Consider the following 20,642-nt stretch of genomic DNA (forward strand, 5'->3'; position numbering starts at 1 on the left):
CACCGACTCGCAGCCCGACCGGGCTGCGAACGGGACCCACACGCCTGAAGGAAACCGCCCAATGAACCACGACGTCATCATCACCTGCGCACTCACCGGTGCTGGCGACACGACCGCCAGAAGCCCACACGTGCCGGTCACCCCGAAACAGATCGCCGCCGCTGCCGTGGAAGCCGCGAAGGCCGGCGCCACCGTGGTGCACTGCCACGTTCGCGACCCGCAAACCGGCAAGTTCAGCCGTGATGTGGCGCTGTACCGCGAAGTGATGGAGCGCATCCGCGAGGCAGACGTGGACATCATCGTCAACCTGACCGCCGGCATGGGCGGCGACCTGGAAATCGGTGCTGGCGAGAACCCGATGGAATTCGGTCCGAACACCGACCTGGTCGGCCCGCTGACCCGCTTGGCCCACGTCGAAGAACTGCTGCCGGAAATCTGCACCCTCGATTGCGGCACCCTGAACTTCGGCGATGGCGACACCATATACGTGTCCACCCCGGCGCAACTGCGGGCTGGCGCCAAACGCATTCAAGAGCTGGGCGTGAAAGCCGAGCTGGAAATCTTCGACACCGGTCACCTGTGGTTCGCCAAGCAGATGATCAAGGAAGGTCTGCTGGATAACCCGTTGTTCCAGCTCTGCCTGGGCATCCCCTGGGGTGCACCGGCTGACACCACCACCATGAAAGCCATGGTCGACAACCTGCCTGCGGACGCAGTCTGGGCCGGCTTCGGTATCGGGCGCATGCAGATGCCCATGGCGGCGCAAGCGGTGCTGCTGGGCGGCAACGTGCGGGTCGGTCTGGAAGACAACCTGTGGCTGGACAAAGGCGTACTGGCGACCAACGGCCAACTGGTCGAGCGCGCCACGGAAATCCTCAGCCGCCTCGGCGCCCGCGTCCTGACCCCGGCTGAAGGCCGCAAGAAAATGGGCCTGACCCAGCGCGGTTAACCCCCACTCCCCCCTGTAGGAGCCGGCTTGCTGGCGATGAGGCCAGTACATCCGCCACATTTTCCGTGACGGGAATACCGTCTTCGCCAGCAAGCCGGCTCCTACAGGGAACACCGAAATTTTCAGGAAATGACCATGACCTTCATCACCGAAATCAAAACCTTCGCCGCACTGGGCAGCGGTGTCATCGGCAGTGGCTGGGTGTCCCGCGCCCTCGCCCACGGCCTCGATGTGGTGGCCTGGGACCCGGCGCCAGGTGCCGAAGCGGCGCTGCGCAAACGTGTCGCCAATGCCTGGGGGGCGCTGGAGAAACAAGGCCTGGCACCGGGTGCATCGCAGGACCGTTTGCGCTTTGTCGCCACCATTGAAGAGTGCGTTCGCGACGCTGACTTCATTCAGGAAAGCGCCCCGGAACGCCTCGAACTGAAACTGGAACTGCACAGCAAGATCAGCGCGGCGGCCAAGCCCAATGCGTTGATCGGCTCCAGTACCTCGGGCCTTCTGCCGAGTGAGTTCTACGAGAGCGCCACGCACCCTGAGCGCTGTGTGGTCGGTCACCCGTTCAACCCGGTTTATCTGCTGCCACTGGTCGAAGTGGTGGGCGGTAAAAACACCGCACCTGAAGCCGTGCAGGCGGCAATGAACGTCTACGAATCCCTGGGCATGCGACCCTTGCACGTGCGCAAGGAAGTGCCAGGTTTCATCGCCGATCGTCTGCTCGAAGCGCTGTGGCGCGAAGCCTTGCACCTGGTCAACGACGGCGTGGCCACCACCGGCGAAATCGACGACGCGATCCGTTTTGGCGCCGGTCTGCGCTGGTCGTTCATGGGCACGTTCCTGACCTACACTCTGGCGGGCGGTGATGCCGGCATGCGTCACTTCATGGCGCAATTCGGCCCGGCGTTGCAGTTGCCGTGGACCTATCTGCCGGCACCGGAGCTGACCGACAAACTGATCGACGATGTGGTCGATGGCACCAGCGATCAACTGGGCAAACACAGCATTTCGGCGCTGGAGCGCTATCGTGATGATTGCCTGCTAGCCGTGCTGGAGGCGGTGAAGACCACAAAAGAGAAGCATGGGATGGCATTCGCCGAATAACCCTACCCTTGTAGGAGCTGGCTTGCCGGCGATGAGGCCGGCACAACCACCACCTCTGTGGCGCTGCGAACATCGCTATCGCCAGCAAGCCGGCTCCTACAGGTTTTCGTGATTTCAGGATTTGATGACATGCCTGCATTGACCACCTACAAAACCCGAATCATCTCCGACTGGGTCGACTACAACGGCCACCTGCGCGACGCGTTCTACCTGCTGATTTTCAGCTACGCCACCGACGCGCTGATGGATCGCCTTGGCCTCGACAGCAACAGCCGCGAGGCCAGCGGCAACTCGCTGTTCACCCTCGAACTGCACCTCAATTACCTGCACGAAGTGAAGCTCGACGCCGACGTCGAAGTGCACACGCAAATCATCGCTCACGACAGCAAACGCCTGCACCTCTACCACAGCCTGCACCTCGTCGGGGACGACAAGGAGCTGGCGGGCAACGAGCAAATGCTGCTGCATGTCGATCTCGCCGGGCCAAGATCAACACCGTTCAGTGAACAGTCATTGAGCAAGCTGCAAGCCATCGTCGCCGAACAGGCTGACCTGCCCACACCCGCCTACATTGGCCGAGTGATCGCATTGCCCCCAAAAAAATAACAAGGAGATCACCATGAACACCGCCGCAGCATTTGCCGACTTTCGTACTTATCCGATGATCAGCGCGCTGGCTGGCGTGCACGCCATGGCGGATCGCGTGCTGGTGAAGTGGGCCGACGATCGTGTCAGTCCCTTCCATCATCAATGGCTGCGGGACAACTGCCCGTGCCCCCAATGCGTGTACACGGTGACCCGTGAGCAGGTGTTGGAAATCGTCGATGTTGCGCAAAACCTGACGCCCGCCGAAAGCAGCGTTGATGCTGAAGGTTGCCTGAGTATTCGATGGGAGGACGGCCACCTCAGCCGCTTCGATCCCGGCTGGCTTCGCGCTCACGCCTATGATGACGAATCTCGCGCCGAGCGCCGTGACGGCAAGCCGAAAGCCAGGCTGTGGCACAGCGATCTACAGCTGCCGGTTTTCGACTATCAGGCGCTGATGACCGACAACGATGCGCTATTGCAATGGCTGCTGGCCGTGCGTGATATCGGACTGACCCAAGTCCGCGGCGTACCCACTGAACCCGGTTCGTTGAAGCTGATCGCCCAACGGATTTCCTTCATCCGCGAGAGCAATTTTGGCGTGCTGTTCAACGTGCAATCCAAGGCCGATGCCGACAGCAATGCCTACACCGCATTCAACCTGCCGTTGCACAGCGATCTGCCAACCCGGGAGTTGCAACCGGGGCTGCAGTTTTTGCATTGCCTGGTCAACGACGCCGACGGTGGCGAGAGCGTTTTTGTCGATGGTTTTGCCATCGCCGAGGCCTTGCGCCGCGAGGATCCGGAGGCCTTTAAAAGCCTGTGTGAAATACCCGTCGAATTTCGCAACAAGGACCGCCACAGCGACTACCGCTGCCTCGCACCAATCATCGCCCTGGACACCTTGGGACAGGTGTCGGAAATCCGTATGGCGAACTTTCTGCGCGGGCCGTTCGATGCGTCGGTGGAGCAAATGCCCAGGCTTTATCACGCCTATCGTCGCTTTATCGCAATGACACGCGAGCCCCGGTTCAGGTTGATGCAGCGGCTCAACCCGGGCGAACTCTGGTGCTTCGACAACCGCCGCACCCTGCATGCCCGCAACGCGTTTGACCCGGCCAGCGGGGCGAGGCATTTCCAGGGTTGTTATGTCGACCGGGATGAGTTGCTGTCGCGCATTCTCGTATTGCAGCGTTAAAGCGTTAAAGCGTTAAAAGATCGCAGCCTTTGGCAGCTCCTACAGGGATTGTGTTTCAACGGTAGGAGCTGCCGAAGGCTGCGATCTTTTGCTTTTCAAGCAGACAAAAAAAGCCCCGATCAAGCCGTGACAGGATCGAGGCAGAGGGTACTGTTGAGGAGCTGCCGTGCGATGGTGACCAAACCTTCGTGAAGCGAGCTGAGTCCAGTGTGCCCACTCCTCTCGTTACCAGGTTAGCCGAAAACGACATGTTCATAACCAATTGAGGCATTGCGACAAATCGCCCTTGCCGACACCCCGCCCCCCCCACCAGAATCGATTCACGACACCGTTCCCTGAAGAAGGATTGCGTCATGATGCACGCCGATTTGATAGACCAGGAAGACCTGTTGGGCCAGCTCAAGTCGCTGGGCTTTCAAGTACCGATCGGATCCACAGCCGAGCAGGCTTGTGAATGTGCGGTGCGAGGTTTGAACAACGAACGGGCAACAGTGCTGCGCACGATGGTCAAGCAGATGTACACCAGCAGCGCGACGATATTGCCGGCAGTGCGCCAGGCCATCGACAAGCAGTTGTTGCCGGCATTGGCGGAGTATCAGCAGAGCCACACCAGCCCATAAAAGATCAAAAGATCGCAGCCTTCGGCAGCGCCTACAGGAGCTGCCGAAGGCTGCGATGTTTTAATGGCCCCTCGGCCTAGAGCCTTACACTGGCAAACGTCGACTCATTACGCGCCTGGCTCAGTGCCGACAACGGCCCGGACAACGGCGACAGTACCAGCGCCTGCGGCAGCGGCATCATCGCCACTTGCTGGGTGGTGTTGGACCCTACGCGTTCATCACGCGGCGGAATACCGAAGTACTCGCGGTAGCACTTGGAGAAGTGCGGCGTGGACACAAACCCGCACACCGACGCCACTTCGATGATCGACATCGGCGTTTGCTTGAGCAACTGCCGTGCGCGGATCAGGCGAAGCTTGAGGTAGTAGCGCGACGGCGAGCAGTGCAGGTATTTCTGGAACAGCCGCTCCAGCTGTCGACGCGACACCGCGACATACACCGCCAGCTCGTCCAGATCGATCGGTTCTTCGAGGTTGGCTTCCATCAGCGCAACGATTTCCTGCAACTTTGGCTGGTTGGTTCCGAGCATGTGCTTGAGCGGCACACGCTGGTGATCCTGCTCGTTACGAATGCGCTCGTAGACGAACATTTCCGAGATTGCGGCCGACAGTTCACGACCGTGATCACGGCTGATCAGGTGCAACATCATGTCCAGCGGCGCGGTGCCACCGGAGCTGGTGAAACGGTTACGATCGAGGGTGAACAGGCGAGTGCTCATCGCCACACGCGGGAAAGCTTCCTGCATTGCTGCCAGACATTCCCAGTGCACGCTGCAATCAAAACCATCGAGCAGACCGGCGCAAGCCAGAGCCCAACTGCCGGTGCAGACCGCGCCGAGACGACGGGACTGACGCGCCTGGCTTTGCAGCCATGACACGTGTTCCCGGGTAACAGTGCGCTGGATGCCGATACCGCCGCAAACGATGATGGTGTCCATCGGCGGGGCTTTGTGCATGGAGGCGTCGGGGGTGATTTGCAGGCCATCACTGGCCCAGACCTGACCGCCATCAACGGTGAGGGTCGTCCAGCGATACAGCTCGCGACCGGACAACTGGTTGGCCATGCGCAGCGGTTCTACTGCGGAGGCCAGAGAAATCAGCGTGAAATTGTCCAGCAGCAGAAAGCCGATGGATTGAGGCGCACGGTTCTGGGGTTGGGCCCCGGAGTTGAACGACGTCATCGCGGTATCTCCTCACACAAAGCGGGTGATGGCCTCAGGCGGAGGCTCTTGTTATTGCCATCGTTCTCGCGTGGGAGACGGGCTTTGTAATGACAGAGCAATTGCCGTGCCTAAATTTGAATGCGCGTTCAATAACTCCTGAAAACGACGTCGGAATGTGTCTATACAAGACACGCAAGGAGTGGGGATTTAAATGGCCATCAAGGCTGGCAAGCGCCCCGCTCCACACGCCGTGAGCAATTCGGTAGCACTTGTGGGAACAGGGCTGAGTGCCGCAGGGAGAGAGTGTCACCGCAGGCACGGGGGACGAGTGGTCGAGCCTTTGAATAGGAGACGACCATCGGTGAAACGAGTTATCTGTTAGCGACGCGCCAAAAGGTGGCGCGGTTTAAATCGGGTGTTCACTTAACGCGCAGTTCTGAATGGTAAAGCCTCGTCTGTAGGAGCCGGCTTGCTGGCGATAAACGATAACGCGGATTGACTGATTCACCGCGTCGTCTGAATCGCCAGCAAGCCGGCTCCTACACTCAACACTCAACCGCACTCACCGCCAGGCCACCCCGCGATGTCTCTTTATATTTGTCATGCATGTCGGCACCGGTATCACGCATGGTCCGGATCACCCGGTCCAGCGAAATAAAGTGCTGCCCATCACCGCGCAAGGCCATCTGCGCTGCGTTGATCGCTTTCACCGCCGCAATCGCGTTGCGCTCGATGCACGGCACCTGGACCAGCCCGCCCACCGGATCGCAGGTCAGGCCGAGGTTATGCTCCAGGCCGATCTCCGCCGCGTTGCACAGTTGCTCCGGCGTGGCGCCGAGGATTTCCGCCAGCCCCGCCGCCGCCATGGCGCAGGCCGATCCGACTTCACCCTGGCATCCAACCTCGGCGCCAGAGATCGAAGCGTTCTTCTTGCACAGAATTCCCACCGCCGCCGCGCCAAGCAGGTAATCGACAACGTTGGCGTCGGTCACCGCTTCGCTGAACTTCATGAAGTAGTGCAACACCGCTGGAATGATTCCCGCCGCGCCATTGGTTGGTGCCGTAACCATGCGCCCGCCGGCGGCGTTTTCTTCGTTGACCGCCAGGGCGAACAGGTTGACCCATTCCATTGCGCTCAAGGTCGAGCCAATGACGTTGGGCTTGTTCAGCTCCTGCAAACTGCGATGCAGTTTGGCCGCGCGACGGCGCACGTTCAGACCACCGGGCAGGATGCCTTCATGCTTGAGACCCTGCTCGACGCAATCCTGCATGGCACGCCAGAGCGTCATCAGGGCGCTGCGGATTTCCTCCTCGCTGCGCCAGACCTTTTCGTTGGCCATCATTAGTTCGGCCACCCGCAGGTTGTGCTTCTTACATAGCTCCAGCAGCTCGGCAGCGCTGGAAAAGTCATAAGGCAATACAGTGCGGTCGAGGTCGACGACACCGCTGGAAGCCTGAGCCTCATCGACGACAAAACCACCGCCGACCGAATAGTAGGTGTCGCGAGACAACTCGCCGTCATCACCCTCGACAATCAGGGTCATGGCGTTGGGATGGTATGGCAGGTTCTCGTCGATCAGGCGCATGTCCCGGGCCCAGATGAAGGGCACCGGCAAGCGACTGTCGAGCAGCAGCGTATCGGTTTCGCGCAGCGTGGCGATACGAATGCCGATTTGCGACGGATCGATCGCATCCGGCCACTCGCCCATCAAACCCATGACGACCGCGTTGTCGCTGCCATGCCCGATACCGGTGGCCGACAACGAGCCGAACAGCTGGACTTCGACGCGCCGCACGTGTTCCAGCAACCCTCGCTCACGCAGGCCCTGAACGAACAGCGCGGCCGCCCGCATAGGCCCCACGGTGTGTGAACTGGAAGGGCCGATGCCGATTTTGAACAGGTCGAAAACACTGATAGCCATGACTGCAGAACTCCTGGATGTACCAACTCCAGGCGCAAAAACGCCCGGTGACGGAGCTGCTACGCTCAAGCTGCAATCCGTCGAGGTGGCCGCATCATCAAGCTTTTATCCAGTTGTTCGACGTCTCTAACCGACGCACTCATGCCCACGAACGCCGCGTGTCTTTTACGCCGCGTTTTAGCCGTTTATTTGCGCTCAGGAAGGACGAAGGAGGCTGAAAAAATCTGTAAACGACTTCACCGACACTGGATGCGACCATCCCTGTACTGGATACGACGCACCCTGTAGGCGTCAGATTTTCACTGGTACATGATCATATCGACTCGATTGCAAGGCGCCGTGGTAGAGCTGTCTCCAGAACGCCATCCAACCGCAACCTATAAGTGCGGTGGTCCAGTCGGAACACTGCCAAAAAAAACACCAAGGAGTCCATCCATGAAAGGTTCCCCGTCGTTGTTGTTGGCCGCCCTGCTTAGTCTGCCGGTTCTCGCGCAAGCCGCCGAACCGGCCCAATGCAGCACCGTAAACTTCTCCGATGTCGGCTGGACCGATATCACCGCGACTACCGCGACCACCAGCGTCGTACTCAACGCCCTCGGCTACAAGACCAAGACCACCATGATTTCCGTGCCCGTGACCTACAAGTCCCTGGCCGACGGCAAGAACATGGACGTGTTCCTGGGCAACTGGATGCCGACCATGGAAAACGACATCAAGGCCTACCGCGATGCGGGCACCGTCGAGACTGTGCGCACCAACCTCAAAGGCGCCAAGTACACCCTCGCCGTTCCGCAGGCGCTGTACGACAAAGGGCTGCATGACTTCGCCGACATCGCCAAATTCAAGAAAGAACTCGACGGCAAGATCTATGGCATCGAGCCGGGCAACGACGGCAACCGCCTTATCCAGTCGATGATCGACAAGAACGCTTTCGGTCTCAAGGACGCTGGTTTCAAGATGGTCGAGTCCAGCGAAGCCGGCATGCTCTCGCAGGTCGACCGCGCACAGAAACGCGACACCGCCGTGGTGTTCCTCGGCTGGGCGCCGCACCCGATGAACAAGCGTTTCAAAATCCAGTACCTGACCGGTGGCGATGACTTCTTCGGCCCGGATTTCGGTGCCGCCACCGTGGCGACCAACACCCGCAAGGGTTACGCCCAGGAGTGCAGCAACGTGGGTCAGTTGCTGAAGAACCTGGAGTTCACCGTCGACATGGAAAGCGAACTGATGGGCAACATCCTGGACGACAAGATGAAGCCTGACGCGGCCGCCAAGGCCTGGCTGAAAAAGAATCCACAGGTGCTCGATACCTGGCTCGCTGGCGTGACCACCATTGACGGTAAACCTGGCCTGGAGGCCGTGAAAGCCAAACTGACGCCTTGAATCAGGGAGCATCGCTTATGCCGGGCGGTGTAGCCGCCCGGGCTGTTTATTTCCTCGCATGCGGACGTTCACTACCATGCTGATTGATCAGAAAATACCTTTAGGCCAGTACATCGCAGGCTTCGTTGAATGGTTGACGCAACACGGCGCCAACACCTTCGACGCCATCGCCGTGACACTGGAAACGATGATCCACGGCGTGACTTTTGCGCTGACCTGGTTCAACCCGCTGGCATTGATCGGCCTGATCGCACTGCTCGCCCACTTCATCCAACGCAAATGGGGCCTCACCGCCTTTGTCATCGCCTCCTTCCTGCTGATCCTCAATCTGGGGTACTGGCAGGAAACCATGGAAACCCTCGCCCAGGTGTTGTTCGCCACCCTGGTCTGCGTATTGATCGGCGTGCCGTTGGGCATCGTCGCCGCACACAAACCGATGTTCTACACTGTAATGCGTCCGGTACTCGATCTGATGCAGACCGTACCGACCTTCGTTTACCTCATTCCTACCCTGACCCTCTTCGGGCTGGGCGTGGTGCCGGGCCTGATCTCCACAGTGGTGTTCGCCATTGCCGCGCCGATCCGCCTGACCTACCTGGGCATCCGCGATGTCCCGCAAGAACTGATGGACGCCGGCAAGGCCTTCGGCTGCTCGCGTCGCCAATTGCTCTCACGGATCGAACTGCCTCACGCCATGCCGAGCATCGCGGCCGGCATCACCCAGTGCATCATGCTGTCGTTGTCGATGGTGGTGATCGCGGCACTGGTGGGCGCCGATGGATTGGGCAAACCGGTGGTCAACGCACTGAATACCGCTGATATCGCCCTAGGCTTCGAAGCGGGCCTGGCGATCGTACTGCTGGCGATCATGCTCGACCGTATCTGCAAACAACCCGACGCCAAAGTAGGGGGTGACGCATGAGCATTATTCGCTTTGAAGACGTCGACGTGATCTTCGCCAGAGATCCGCGCGAAGCCTTGAAACTGCTCGACCAAGGCATGACCCGAAACGAAATCCTGAAAAAGACCGGGCAGATTGTCGGCGTTGAAAAAGCCAGCCTGGATATCGAGAAAGGTGAAATCTGCGTGCTGATGGGCCTGTCCGGCTCCGGCAAGTCCAGCCTGCTGCGCTGCATCAATGGCCTCAACACCGTGAGTCGCGGCAAGCTGTTCGTCGAGCATGAAGGCAAACAGATCGACATCGCCTCCTGCACCCCGGCAGAACTGAAAATGATGCGCACCAAGCGCATCGCGATGGTGTTCCAGAAGTTCGCCTTGATGCCCTGGCTGACCGTGCGCGAAAACATCAGTTTTGGTCTGGAAATGCAGGGTCGTCCGGAGAAAGAACGCAAGAAACTGGTCGACGAGAAACTCGAACTGGTGGGCCTGACCCAATGGCGCAACAAGAAACCCGATGAGCTTTCCGGTGGTATGCAGCAGCGAGTGGGCCTGGCCCGTGCGCTAGCCATGGACGCTGACATCCTGCTGATGGACGAACCGTTCTCGGCACTCGACCCGCTGATCCGTCAGGGCTTGCAGGATGAACTGCTGGAACTGCAACGCAAGCTGAGCAAGACCATTGTGTTCGTGAGTCACGACCTCGATGAAGCCCTGAAGCTGGGTAGCCGCATCGCGATCATGAAAGACGGTCGGATCATCCAATACAGCAAACCGGAAGAAATCGTCCTCAACCCGGCGGACGACTACGTACGAACCTTCGTCGCCCACACTAACCCGCTGAACGTGCTGTGCGGCCGCAGCCTGATGCGCACACTGGACAACTGCAAACGCATCAACGGTTCAGTGTGCCTCGATCCGGGCGGCGATTCGTGGCTGGATCTGGCGGAAGGCAACACCATCAAGGGTGCTCGCCAGAACGGCTCGGCGCTGGACTTGCAGAACTGGATACCGGGTCAGGCCGTTGAAGGCCTGGGTCGTCGGCCAACCCTGGTGGACTCGAACATCGGCATGCGCGACGCATTGCAGATTCGTTATCAGACCGGCAACAAACTGGTGCTGCACGACAATAACCATGTGGTGGGGATACTGGGTGACAGCGAGCTGTATCACGCGCTGCTCGGCAAGAACCTGGGGTAAGGCAACAGACACAAAAACGCCGCGAGAGGATCGCGGCGTTTTTGTTTGAACGCGTTATTCGTATCAACGCTATCTCTGTAGGAGCCGGCTTGCCGGCGATGGCGGTGTATCAGATACACCGCGGTATGGCATTCGCTGGCAAGCCAGCTCCTACAAAGGCGCTACTCACAACTCAGCTATAAACCCGGCCAAGGAGCTGCCGATGGCTTTCAAACTGATCGAGCACGTCACGGGTGATCTGATCCTGAGTGAAGCCCATCAGGTCGTAGTCCTGGCTGCCGTTGTGCAGGTACACCTCGGCACGATAGAAACGCTGACGCGCCTCATCGGATTGAACAGACTCGGTCGGCGTGGCCAGATAGCCATCCAGGCTCACTTCGTAGACGAAAGGGTTGCCCTCTTCCATCTCCACGCGCACGCCCATGCAACGCTTGGACTTGCCGAGCAACGTCTGCACTTCCAGACCTTGCGCACGCATCTGCGCCGTCGCATCTTCCAATGCCGGGCTCACCTGTTTGTCCATGAAGCGTTGCACCACCGATTGGCTCGGCTGCAGGTCCAGCTGAGTCAAACGCTCGCTGAAACCACGACGGCCACGTTCAGCCAACTGCGCTTGCTCCTGTTCGATCTGCACGTCCTGGCGCATGGCCTTGTGCAAGCCGAACATGAAGCACACCAGCACCACCGAGAACGGCAGTCCCGCCAGCACCACCATGGTTTGCATGGCTTCGAAGTTGCCGGCAAACAGCAAGCCGATGGTCACCAGGGTGATCACTACCGACCAGAAAATCCGCAGCCAGTGTGGAGCGTCTTCGTCGACGTTGCCGCCCTTGCACGACAGGTTGGCCATCATTACAGCACCGGAATCCGCCGGGGTCAGGAACAGCACGAAGCCGACGAAGATCGACACGCCGATCACTACTTTCGACGCGGGGTAATGTTCCAGCAACTGGTAGATCGCCATGGATGGCTGTTCCAGTGCGGTCTTTCCGAGCTCCACGGCCCCGTGGTTCATCACCAGATCCAGGGCCGAGTTACCGAAGATCGACAGCCACGCCAGGGTGAAGCCCAGCGGGATCAGCAGCACACCCGCCACCAGTTCACGCACCGTGCGACCACGGGAAATACGCGCGATGAACATGCCAACGAACGGTGCCCAGGAAATCCACCAGGCCCAGTAGAACAGGGTCCACAGGCCCAACCAACGGTCGGACTTCTCACTGTCGCCTTCGTACACGTAAAGGTCGAAGGTCTTCAGCACCACGCCGTTCAAGTAGTCGCCGACGTTCTGCACGAAGCCGTTGAGCAGGTGCAGGGTCGGGCCGAACAGCAGCACGAAAATCAGCAGGCCGCTGAACAGCACGATGTTGAGGTTGGACAGACGACGGATGCCGTTTTCCACGCCCGACACGGCAGCAATGGTCGCCACGGTGCTCATCACGATGATCACGATCAGCAGGTTAGTGTTGCTGTGTTCCATGCCGAACAGGTTTTCCAGCCCCGACGACACTTGCAGCGAACCGATCCCCAGGTTGGTCACCAGACCCAACAGGGTCACGAACATGCCGAAGCCGTCCACCGCATGGCCGGCAGCGCCTTTGACCCAACGCTCGCCCACCAGCGGATACAACGCCGAGCGCAGCGCCAGCGGCTGGTTATGGCGATACGCAAAATATGCCACCGCCAACCCCACCAGCGCATAGATCGCCCAGCCATGCAGGCCCCAGTGCATGAATGTCAGTTGAACCGCCTGACGTGCCGCGAGGTTGCTGGCGGAGACGCCTTCCGGCGGATTGAAGTAGTGGTCGAGCGGCTCCGATGCACCAAAGTACAGCAGCGAGATGCCGATACCCGACGAAAACAGCATCCCCGCCCAGGCGCCGTAGCTGAAGTCCGGGGTGTCGTCCTTGCTGCCCAGTTTCAGTTTGCCGTAGGACGAGAACGCCAGGCCGACGACAAAAATCAGGTAGGCGGCGATCACTACCATGTAGTACCAACCGAAGCTGCGGGACAGCCAGGCTTGCGCCGTACCCAGCATTCTGCCGGCCTCTTGCGGGGCGATGATCAGAATGGCGGTCAACAACAGAATCAACGCGGTAGAGGTGTAAAACACCCAACCGTTGACCGTCACCTTTTCCGGTGGGGTCTTTATTAGCGAGGCAGAACTCATGGCACAGATGCTCCGGGCAGTGCGAGAGAAGAACGCAAGACAAACGTGTTACCCGACTAATCGGTTAGTGGGCAGCCGACCGACGGGTGATATAAAGACAGCCCGAAAAAAGCCCGAAGCCCGTAGGCGCCGCAGCGCGCAGGTTTCGAGCAGTTTCGGAAGTCGATTTTTTTCGCCGCTACACGTGGAAAAAATCTCCAGGCAGCGACGATTTGTCGCAGATCTTATTCTTTGTTGATTGAACGTTCAATCAAAACAAAATAGACTGGCCTACAAGCCGATAGACGTTCTACGTCTGCCGGAAGGCCTAAGGAGATGTGCAAGATGCCCAAGGTCGGTATGCAACCCATCCGTCGTCAGCAATTGATCGAAGCCACATTGCAGGCAGTCGATCAGGTCGGAATGGGGGACGCCAGCATTGCGCTGATCGCCCGTTTGGCCGGTGTCTCGAATGGCATCATCAGTCACTACTTTCAGGACAAGAATGGCCTGATCGCCGCCACGATGCGGTATCTGATGACCGCCCTCAGCGAGAGCGTCACCGCGCGCCGTCAGGCGCTGGCAGATGACAGCCCACGGGCGCATCTGCAGGTGATCATCGAAGGCAACTTCGACGCCAGCCAGGTCAATGGCCCGGCAATGAAAACCTGGCTGGCCTTCTGGGCCACCAGCATGCACCAGCCGTCTTTGCACAGGTTGCAGCGGATCAACGATCACCGTCTGTATTCCAACCTGTGCTGCCAGTTCCGCCGCGTGCTGGCGCTCGATGATGCGCGCAGCGCCGCCCGCGGCCTGGCAGCGTTGATCGACGGTTTGTGGTTGCGCGGCGCGCTGTCGGGAGACGCTTTCGACACCGGGCAGGCGCAACAGATCGCTTACGAATACATGGATATCCAATTGGCCAAGCGGGTGAGTTAGAGCACACATAGACGCTCAACCCTGACTCGCGCCAACCACTTAATGCTCTTGCGAGGACTTTATGGCCCGTTTCGAACTGCAAAAACTCTACATCGATGGCGCGTACTCCGACGCCAGCAGCGACGCCACTTTCGAAGCCATCAACCCGGCTAACGGTGAAGTCCTCGCACAGGTCCAGCGTGCGACCAAGGAAGACGTAGAGCGCGCTGTTGTCAGCGCCGAAAAGGGCCAGAAAATCTGGGCGGCGATGACCGCCATGGAGCGCTCGCGCATCCTGCGTCGCGCCGTGGAAATCCTGCGCGAGCGCAACGACGAACTGGCTGCCCTGGAAACCCTGGACACCGGCAAGTCGTACTCCGAAACCCGCTACGTCGACATCGTCACCGGTGCTGACGTGCTGGAATACTACGCAGGCCTGGTACCGGCCATCGAAGGCGAGCAGATTCCGCTGCGCACCACGTCGTTCGTCTACACCCGGCGCGAGCCGCTGGGCGTGGTTGCCGGCATCGGCGCGTGGAACTACCCGATCCAGATCGCCCTGTGGAAATCCGCCCCGGCCCTGGCGGCCGGTAACGCGATGATCTTCAAACCAAGCGAAGTCACCTCGCTGACCACCCTGAAACTGGCCGAGATCTACACCGAAGCCGGCCTGCCCGACGGCGTTTTCAACGTCCTGACCGGCAGCGGCCGTGAAGTCGGCACCTGGTTGACCGAGCACCCACGCATCGAGAAGATCTCCTTCACCGGCGGCACCGACACCGGCAAGAAAGTCATGGCCAGCGCTTCGGCCTCGTCCCTCAAAGACGTGACCATGGAACTGGGCGGCAAATCCCCGCTGATCATCTGCGACGACGCCGACCTCGATCGCGCCGCCGACACCGCAATGATGGCCAACTTCTACAGCTCCGGTCAGGTCTGCACCAACGGCACTCGCGTGTTCGTACCAGCCCACCTGAAAGCTGCGTTCGAAGCCAAGATCGTTGAGCGTGTTGCGCGCATCCGCGTCGGCAACCCGGAAGACGAAAACACCAACTTCGGCCCGCTGGTCAGCTTCGCCCACATGGAAAGCGTGTTGGGTTACATCGCCAAAGGTAAGGAAGAAGGCGCTCGCGTTCTGTGCGGCGGCGACCGCATGACCGACGGCGAATTCGCCAAAGGCGCGTTCGTGGCACCGACCGTGTTCACCGACTGCACCGACGACATGACCATCGTTCGCGAAGAAATCTTCGGCCCGGTGATGGCGATCCTCACCTACGAAACCGAAGAAGAAGTGATCCGTCGGGCCAACGACACCGACTTCGGCCTGGCCGCCGGTATCGTCACCAAGGACCTGAACCGCGCCCACCGCGTGATTCATCAACTGGAAGCCGGTATCTGCTGGATCAACGCCTGGGGCGAGTCCGACGCGAAGATGCCGGTGGGCGGCTACAAGCAGTCGGGCGTTGGCCGTGAGAACGGGATCAGCTCGCTGAACAACTTCACCCGCATCAAATCGGTACAGGTTGAGCTGGGCGATTACGTCTCGGTGTTCTAAGGCAGCCTCTGCTTCTCCCGGGAGCCCGCTATCGCCAGCAAGCCGGCTCCTACAGGTGGCGTCGTGCACAACAGTCACGGCGCCCCGCACTTCTATAGGAGCCGGCTTGCTGGCGATCGAGTGCGCAGCACTCGCCAAGACCTGACCAACTTCAAAGAGGGTGCATTCAATGTCCCAAGAATTCGATTACATCATCATCGGTGCCGGCTCGGCCGGTAACACTCTGGCGACCCGTCTGACTGAAGACGCAGGCGTCACCGTCCTGCTGCTCGAAGCCGGCGGCCCGGACTACCGTTTCGACTTCCGCACGCAAATGCCGGCCGCACTGGCGTTCCCGCTGCAGGGCCGTCGCTACAACTGGGCCTACGAAACCGATGCCGAGCCACACATGGACGGTCGCCGGATGGAATGCGGTCGCGGCAAGGGCCTGGGTGGTTCTTCGCTGATCAACGGCATGTGCTACATCCGCGGCAACGCCATGGACTACGATGGCTGGGCCAAACTGCCAGGTCTGGAAGACTGGACCTACCTCGATTGCCTGCCGTATTTCCGCAAGGCCGAAACCCGTGACATCGGCCCGAACGACTACCACGGTGGCGACGGCCCGGTCAGCGTGACCACGCCGAAGGCAGGCAACAACCCGCTGTTCCACGCCATGGTTGAAGCCGGTGTGCAGGCCGGTTACCCGCGCACCGAAGACCTCAACGGTTACCAGCAAGAAGGCTTCGGCCCGATGGACCGCACCGTGACGCCGAAAGGTCGTCGTGCCTCCACCGCACGCGGTTACCTGGACGTCGCCAAAAAGCGTTCGACCCTGACCATCGTTACCCACGCCCTGACCGACAAGATCCTGTTCGACGGCAAGCGTGCGGTCGGCGTGCGTTACCTGGTCGGCGACGCTGAGGAGCGCGTTGAAGTCAAAGCGCGCAAGGAAGTACTGCTGTGCTCCGGCGCCATCGCTTCGCCGCAGATCCTGCAACGCTCCGGCGTCGGCCCGGCCGAACTGCTGAACAAGCTCGACATTCCGGTGGTTCACGACCTGCCGGGTGTCGGTGAAAACCTGCAGGATCACCTTGAGCTGTACCTGCAATACGCGTGCACCCAACCGGTCTCGCTGTACCCGTCGCTGCTCTGGTACAACCAGCCGGCCATCGGCGCCGAGTGGCTGTTCAACGGCACCGGCATCGGCGCCAGCAACCAGTTCGAAGCCGGCGGTTTCATCCGTACCCGTGAAGAGTTCGAGTGGCCGAACATCCAGTACCACTTCCTGCCGGTCGCCATTAACTACAACGGCAGCAACGGTGTGAAAGAACACGGTTTCCAGGCGCACATGGGCTCCATGCGTTCGCCAAGCCGCGGGCGCATCCAGGCCAAGTCCAAGGACCCGCGCCAGCACCCGAGCATCCTGTTCAACTACATGGCCACCGAGCAGGACTGGCAGGAATTCCGCGACGGCATTCGCCTGACCCGTGAAATCATGCAGCAACCTGCACTGGACGCTTTCCGTGGCCGAGAAATCAGCCCAGGCATCGACGTGCAATCCGATGAGCAGCTGGACAAGTTCATCCGCGAACACGCCGAAACCGCGTTCCACCCGTCCTGCTCGTGCAAGATGGGCACCGACGACATGGCCGTGGTCGATGGCGAAGGTCGCGTGCACGGCATGCAAGCTCTGCGTGTGGTCGATGCCTCGATCATGCCGATCATCACCACCGGCAACCTCAATGCACCGACGATCATGATGGCGGAGAAAATCGCCGACAAGATCCGTGGCCGCAAACCATTGCCGCGCAGCACCGCCACTTATTATGTGGCGGGTGAAGCGCCGGTGAAGGGCAAGCCTTTGCGTGAAGTGACCCAGATCGCGTAAGGCGTTATACCGCGTCACGGCCAATCGCTGGCAAGCCAGCTCCCACAGGTTTTATGTCGGCCGCAAAATTTGCGTCCAACTTGGTCACTGTGGGAGCTGGCTTGCCAGCGATGAGGCCAGACCATTCAGCACACATCGTGCCGTCAGACTCAGCAATCCACCCCTACCCCATTCCAAACTTGATCCTCCCCCCGCGCAAGCCTAATCTAGCGCCACGCAATCGTTTCACCTCTCCCCTCGCTACACCGCTTCACCGTCACTCCATACCAAGGAGGTTCCCGAATGTTCGATTTCCACCCCCAGCTCAAGCAGCGTTTTGCTGCCTTGCGCACGGGCGCTGAATTCTTTTCCCTGCGTTACGTGCGCGAGTCCGGCCAGTACCTGTCGGTACGCAAGAACGTCGCCGAACCACCGAGCCTGAGCCGTGACGAAGGGGCGATGCTGACGGTGCGGGTCAATGGTGTAGAAGCCTATGCCGCAACTAATGACCTGTCGCCACAAGGCCTGCAAGCGGCGCTGGACCGCGCCGAGCAACAAGCTCGACGACTCAAACCCCACGCCCTGCTGGATCTGCGCGCTCAGGCCGTTTCAAGTGATCGCGCCGATTACTTCTCGCCAAATCTCGATCAGCCGTTCCCGTCCCTGAGCGACTGCTATCAACTGCTCGGTGCCGAGTCCGCCGCCGTACCCAAGGATGAACGCCTGGTCAATTGGCAAGTCAGCCTCGGTATCACCCACGTCGAGCAGATCTACCTCAACAGCGCTGGTGCCGAATTGCGCCAGGCCCAACGTTTTGTCTATCCGGGCATGGACGTTACGGCCTACGACGGCAACGACAGCCAGACCCGCAGCCTTGGCCGCGAGAACTTCGGCCAGCAGGGCGGTGCCGATGTCATCAGCCGTTGCGGCCTGATCGGTGCCGGCGCGCAAGTCGCCGATCAGGCGCTGCAATTGCTGTTGGCACCAAACACTCCGCAGGGCCAGCGCGATCTGCTACTGATGCCCGACCAGATGATGTTACAGATCCACGAATCCATCGGTCATCCGCTGGAACTGGACCGCATCCTTGGCGATGAACGCAATTACGCCGGCACCAGTTTCGTCAAAGCCGAAGATTTCGGCAGCCTGCAATACGGCTCGAAATTGCTCAACGTGACCTTCGACCCGGACATCCCCGAACAGCTCGCCAGCTACGGCCATGACGACGAAGGCAGCGCCGCCAGCAAACAATTCCTGATCCGCGAAGGCCGGTTGCTGCGCCCGCTGGGTGGCGCGCTGTCGCAGTTCCGCGCGGGTATGGATGGCGTCGCCAACAGCCGCGCCTGCGGCTGGAACCGTCCGCCGATCGACCGCATGGCCAACCTCAATATCGAGCCCGGCGATCAGCCGCTGGAACAACTGATCGGCAACATCGAGCACGGCATCCTGATGAGCACCAACCGCTCGTGGTCCATCGACGATGCGCGCAACAAATTCCAGTTCGGCTGTGAATGGGGCCAGTTGATCGAGAATGGCGAGCTCAAAGGCGTGGTGAAAAATCCGAATTACCGGGCGATTTCCGCGCAGTTCTGGAAGAGCCTCAGCGCTGTTGGCGATGCGAGCACCTTCAAGGTGCTCGGCACACCGAACTGCGGCAAGGGCGAACCGAATCAGGTGATTCGCGTCGGCCATGCCTCGCCGGCCTGCGTGTTCAGCAACGTTGATGTGTTTGGGGGAGATGCCTGATGAGTCCATCGAAAGCTCAGGCCGAGTCGTTCAAGGCATTGGTCACTGGTTTGCGCGAAGCGCTGAACGAACCAGAGCAGTTCACCCTCAGCTACGCCGCCGAGTCATCGGCCTTCGTGCGCTTCAATCACGCCAAGGTGCGTCAGGCCGGACAGGTGCAGCAAGCGAGCATCGGTCTGAAGCTGATCAACGATGGTCGCCACGCCGACCTGCACATCACCCTGTCGGGCGACGCTGAAGTTGACCTTCAGCGCTTGATGGAAGGTGTGCAACAGCTGCGCGAAACGCTGCCGCTGCTGCCGCAGGACCCGTACCTGCTGCTCAACCATAACGGCTGGCAGAGCGAGAATGTGCAGGAGCATCCGCTGCCGGATACCGAACAGGTGGTCGCCGAGATTGCCAAGGCCGCCGAAGGACTGGACCTGGTCGGCTTTTACGCGGCCGGCCCCATCAGCCGCGGCTTCGCCAGCTCCTCAGGCGCATTCGGCTGGCATCAGGCCAACAGCTTCAATTTCGATTTCAGCCTGTTCCACGCAAACGGTCAGGCGGTGAAAGCCTGCTATGCCGGGCACGACTGGAGCAGCGAAGGATTTGCCAGGCGCTTCCAGCAGGCCCGAGAACAACTGGAGTATTTGGGTCGCCCATTGCGCACGCTGGCACCGGGTCAGTACCGCGCTTACCTTGCGCCGGCCGCGCTGGAAGAAATCATGGGCATGCTGTGCTGGGGCGGTTTTTCGGCGCAGTCGATTGCCAGTAAAAGCAGCCCGCTGCAAAAGCTCTACGGCGGCGACCAGTCGTTCAGCCCGCTGGTTTCGCTGGATGAAAAAGTCAGCGGTTCATTGAGCCCGGCGTTCTCCGAGGAAGGCTATCCACGCAGCGACCTTGAGTTGATTGTCCAGGGCAAGGCCGGCGCGCAACTGGTGGGCTCACGCAGCGCCGCTGAATATGGCCTGAGCGCCAACGGTGCCAGCGGCGGTGAATCGCCGAGCGCGTTGAACATGCAGGCCGGGGCATTGCCAGAGGCAGACATCCTCCAACAACTGGGGACCGGTTTGTACATCAGCAACCTGTGGTACCTGAACTACTCGGATCAACCGGCGGCACGCCTGACCGGCATGACTCGGTTTGCCACGTTCTGGGTCGAGAACGGCGAGATTCAGGCGCCGGTGAGCACCATGCGGTTTGATGACAGTGCCTTCAGCCTGCTGGGTTCGCAGCTGGAAGCGCTGACCGAGGAGCGCGAGTTGCTGCTGTCGGCGAGTACTTACAGTCAGCGGGCAACGGCATCGGCGCTCCTGCCGGGGGCCCTTGTCAGCCGATTGACCTTGACCCTGTAACACCGCAATACCCTGTAGGAGCTGGCTTGCCAGTGATCGCGGTCTTTCTGCCAACAACTATGTTGAATTTG

16 protein-coding genes are annotated in these 20,642 nt (G+C 60.2%); 13 read left to right on the forward strand and 3 right to left on the reverse strand.

Translation table 11 applies throughout. The features are described from left to right. The first annotated feature begins 61 nt into the window (after positions 1-61). The 5 genes from AD668_RS24920 (at position 62) to AD668_RS24940 (ending at position 4,453) form a co-directional block, all read left to right on the forward strand. Positions 62-949: a 3-keto-5-aminohexanoate cleavage protein gene (locus AD668_RS24920; protein WP_053163105.1), complete on the forward strand. Its 888-nt coding sequence runs from the start codon at positions 62-64 to the stop codon at positions 947-949. Positions 950-1,084: 135 nt separating this feature from the next. Then, entirely contained in the window at positions 1,085-2,050 is a 966-nt protein-coding gene (locus AD668_RS24925) for an L-carnitine dehydrogenase (protein WP_053163108.1), read from the forward strand. Positions 2,051-2,179: 129 nt separating this feature from the next. Then, positions 2,180-2,656, forward strand: coding sequence for a thioesterase family protein (locus AD668_RS24930; RefSeq protein WP_053163110.1), 477 nt, complete (start codon positions 2,180-2,182; stop codon positions 2,654-2,656). Between the two features lie 13 nt (positions 2,657-2,669). Beyond that, a complete protein-coding gene (locus AD668_RS24935) occupies positions 2,670-3,833 on the forward strand; it encodes a gamma-butyrobetaine dioxygenase (protein WP_053163112.1) in 1,164 nt (387 codons plus the stop codon). Positions 3,834-4,186: 353 nt separating this feature from the next. Next, positions 4,187-4,453 carry a hypothetical protein gene (locus AD668_RS24940; RefSeq protein ID WP_053163113.1) on the forward strand — a complete coding sequence of 89 codons (267 nt, stop codon included), beginning with the start codon at positions 4,187-4,189 and terminating at the stop codon, positions 4,451-4,453. A 76-nt stretch (positions 4,454-4,529) separates the two neighbouring features. On the opposite strand, the gene AD668_RS24945 is transcribed toward AD668_RS24940, so the two are convergent. Together AD668_RS24945 and AD668_RS24950 are read right to left on the reverse strand one after the other, a co-directional pair. Continuing rightward, positions 4,530-5,633 carry a GlxA family transcriptional regulator gene (locus AD668_RS24945; protein ID WP_053163115.1) on the reverse strand — a complete coding sequence of 368 codons (1,104 nt, stop codon included), beginning with the start codon at positions 5,631-5,633 and terminating at the stop codon, positions 4,530-4,532. Positions 5,634-6,160: 527 nt separating this feature from the next. After that, entirely contained in the window at positions 6,161-7,537 is a 1,377-nt protein-coding gene (locus tag AD668_RS24950) for an L-serine ammonia-lyase (RefSeq protein WP_053163117.1), read from the reverse strand. 435 nt (positions 7,538-7,972) lie between these two features. On the opposite strand from AD668_RS24950, the gene AD668_RS24955 reads away from it, so the two are divergent. The 3 genes from AD668_RS24955 to choV all read left to right on the forward strand — a co-directional run bounded on the left by AD668_RS24955 (position 7,973) and on the right by choV (position 11,017). Continuing rightward, complete coding sequence (locus tag AD668_RS24955) at positions 7,973-8,920, forward strand: choline ABC transporter substrate-binding protein (RefSeq protein ID WP_053163119.1); 948 nt, start codon at positions 7,973-7,975, stop codon at positions 8,918-8,920. Positions 8,921-8,996: 76 nt separating this feature from the next. After that, the gene (choW, locus tag AD668_RS24960; RefSeq protein ID WP_053163121.1) at positions 8,997-9,842 is read left to right on the forward strand and encodes a choline ABC transporter permease subunit; all 846 of its coding nucleotides are present in this window, start codon (positions 8,997-8,999) and stop codon (positions 9,840-9,842) included. Continuing rightward, positions 9,839-11,017 (forward strand): choline ABC transporter ATP-binding protein, encoded by a 1,179-nt coding sequence (gene choV, locus AD668_RS24965; RefSeq protein WP_053163123.1) that lies wholly within the window; start codon positions 9,839-9,841, stop codon positions 11,015-11,017. Before choW ends, choV begins: the two co-directional genes overlap by 4 nt. A 172-nt stretch (positions 11,018-11,189) precedes the next feature. On the opposite strand, the gene AD668_RS24970 is transcribed toward choV, so the two are convergent. After that, entirely contained in the window at positions 11,190-13,130 is a 1,941-nt protein-coding gene (locus tag AD668_RS24970; RefSeq protein ID WP_256220784.1) for a BCCT family transporter, read from the reverse strand. Between the two features lie 381 nt (positions 13,131-13,511). Between AD668_RS24970 and betI the strand changes: the two genes are divergently transcribed. From betI to AD668_RS24995, 5 genes are all read left to right on the forward strand, one after another. After that, positions 13,512-14,105 carry a transcriptional regulator BetI gene (gene betI, locus AD668_RS24975; protein WP_053163127.1) on the forward strand — a complete coding sequence of 198 codons (594 nt, stop codon included), beginning with the start codon at positions 13,512-13,514 and terminating at the stop codon, positions 14,103-14,105. Between the two features lie 61 nt (positions 14,106-14,166). Continuing rightward, positions 14,167-15,639: a betaine-aldehyde dehydrogenase gene (betB, locus tag AD668_RS24980; RefSeq protein ID WP_053163129.1), complete on the forward strand. Its 1,473-nt coding sequence runs from the start codon at positions 14,167-14,169 to the stop codon at positions 15,637-15,639. Positions 15,640-15,808: 169 nt separating this feature from the next. Further along, positions 15,809-17,509 carry a choline dehydrogenase gene (gene betA / locus AD668_RS24985; RefSeq protein ID WP_053163131.1) on the forward strand — a complete coding sequence of 567 codons (1,701 nt, stop codon included), beginning with the start codon at positions 15,809-15,811 and terminating at the stop codon, positions 17,507-17,509. A 282-nt stretch (positions 17,510-17,791) separates the two neighbouring features. Continuing rightward, the gene (locus AD668_RS24990; RefSeq protein ID WP_053163133.1) at positions 17,792-19,234 is read left to right on the forward strand and encodes a TldD/PmbA family protein; all 1,443 of its coding nucleotides are present in this window, start codon (positions 17,792-17,794) and stop codon (positions 19,232-19,234) included. Further along, complete coding sequence (locus tag AD668_RS24995) at positions 19,234-20,571, forward strand: TldD/PmbA family protein (protein WP_053163135.1); 1,338 nt, start codon at positions 19,234-19,236, stop codon at positions 20,569-20,571. The genes AD668_RS24990 and AD668_RS24995 overlap by 1 nt, the downstream gene beginning before the upstream one ends. The last annotated feature ends 71 nt before the right edge of the window (positions 20,572-20,642 follow it).

It is taken from the genome of Pseudomonas sp. P1.8 (assembly GCF_001269805.1).
Lineage (GTDB): Bacteria > Pseudomonadota > Gammaproteobacteria > Pseudomonadales > Pseudomonadaceae > Aquipseudomonas.

What these genes read in the sequence shown, in the direction of transcription:
- choW (WP_053163121.1), top strand. Translation starts at nt 8,997, where the DNA reads ATGCTGATTGATCAGAAAATACCTTTAGGCCAGTACATCGCAGGCTTC.
- AD668_RS24925 (WP_053163108.1), top strand. Translation starts at nt 1,085, where the DNA reads ATGACCTTCATCACCGAAATCAAAACCTTCGCCGCACTGGGCAGCGGT.
- choV (WP_053163123.1), top strand. Translation starts at nt 9,839, where the DNA reads ATGAGCATTATTCGCTTTGAAGACGTCGACGTGATCTTCGCCAGAGAT.
- AD668_RS24930 (WP_053163110.1), top strand. Translation starts at nt 2,180, where the DNA reads ATGCCTGCATTGACCACCTACAAAACCCGAATCATCTCCGACTGGGTC.
- AD668_RS24955 (WP_053163119.1), top strand. Translation starts at nt 7,973, where the DNA reads ATGAAAGGTTCCCCGTCGTTGTTGTTGGCCGCCCTGCTTAGTCTGCCG.
- AD668_RS24935 (WP_053163112.1), top strand. Translation starts at nt 2,670, where the DNA reads ATGAACACCGCCGCAGCATTTGCCGACTTTCGTACTTATCCGATGATC.
- AD668_RS24920 (WP_053163105.1), top strand. Translation starts at nt 62, where the DNA reads ATGAACCACGACGTCATCATCACCTGCGCACTCACCGGTGCTGGCGAC.
- AD668_RS24995 (WP_053163135.1), top strand. Translation starts at nt 19,234, where the DNA reads ATGAGTCCATCGAAAGCTCAGGCCGAGTCGTTCAAGGCATTGGTCACT.
- betB (WP_053163129.1), top strand. Translation starts at nt 14,167, where the DNA reads ATGGCCCGTTTCGAACTGCAAAAACTCTACATCGATGGCGCGTACTCC.
- betA (WP_053163131.1), top strand. Translation starts at nt 15,809, where the DNA reads ATGTCCCAAGAATTCGATTACATCATCATCGGTGCCGGCTCGGCCGGT.
- AD668_RS24945 (WP_053163115.1), bottom strand. Translation starts at nt 5,633, where the DNA reads ATGACGTCGTTCAACTCCGGGGCCCAACCCCAGAACCGTGCGCCTCAA.
- AD668_RS24940 (WP_053163113.1), top strand. Translation starts at nt 4,187, where the DNA reads ATGATGCACGCCGATTTGATAGACCAGGAAGACCTGTTGGGCCAGCTC.
- AD668_RS24950 (WP_053163117.1), bottom strand. Translation starts at nt 7,537, where the DNA reads ATGGCTATCAGTGTTTTCGACCTGTTCAAAATCGGCATCGGCCCTTCC.
- AD668_RS24990 (WP_053163133.1), top strand. Translation starts at nt 17,792, where the DNA reads ATGTTCGATTTCCACCCCCAGCTCAAGCAGCGTTTTGCTGCCTTGCGC.
- betI (WP_053163127.1), top strand. Translation starts at nt 13,512, where the DNA reads ATGCCCAAGGTCGGTATGCAACCCATCCGTCGTCAGCAATTGATCGAA.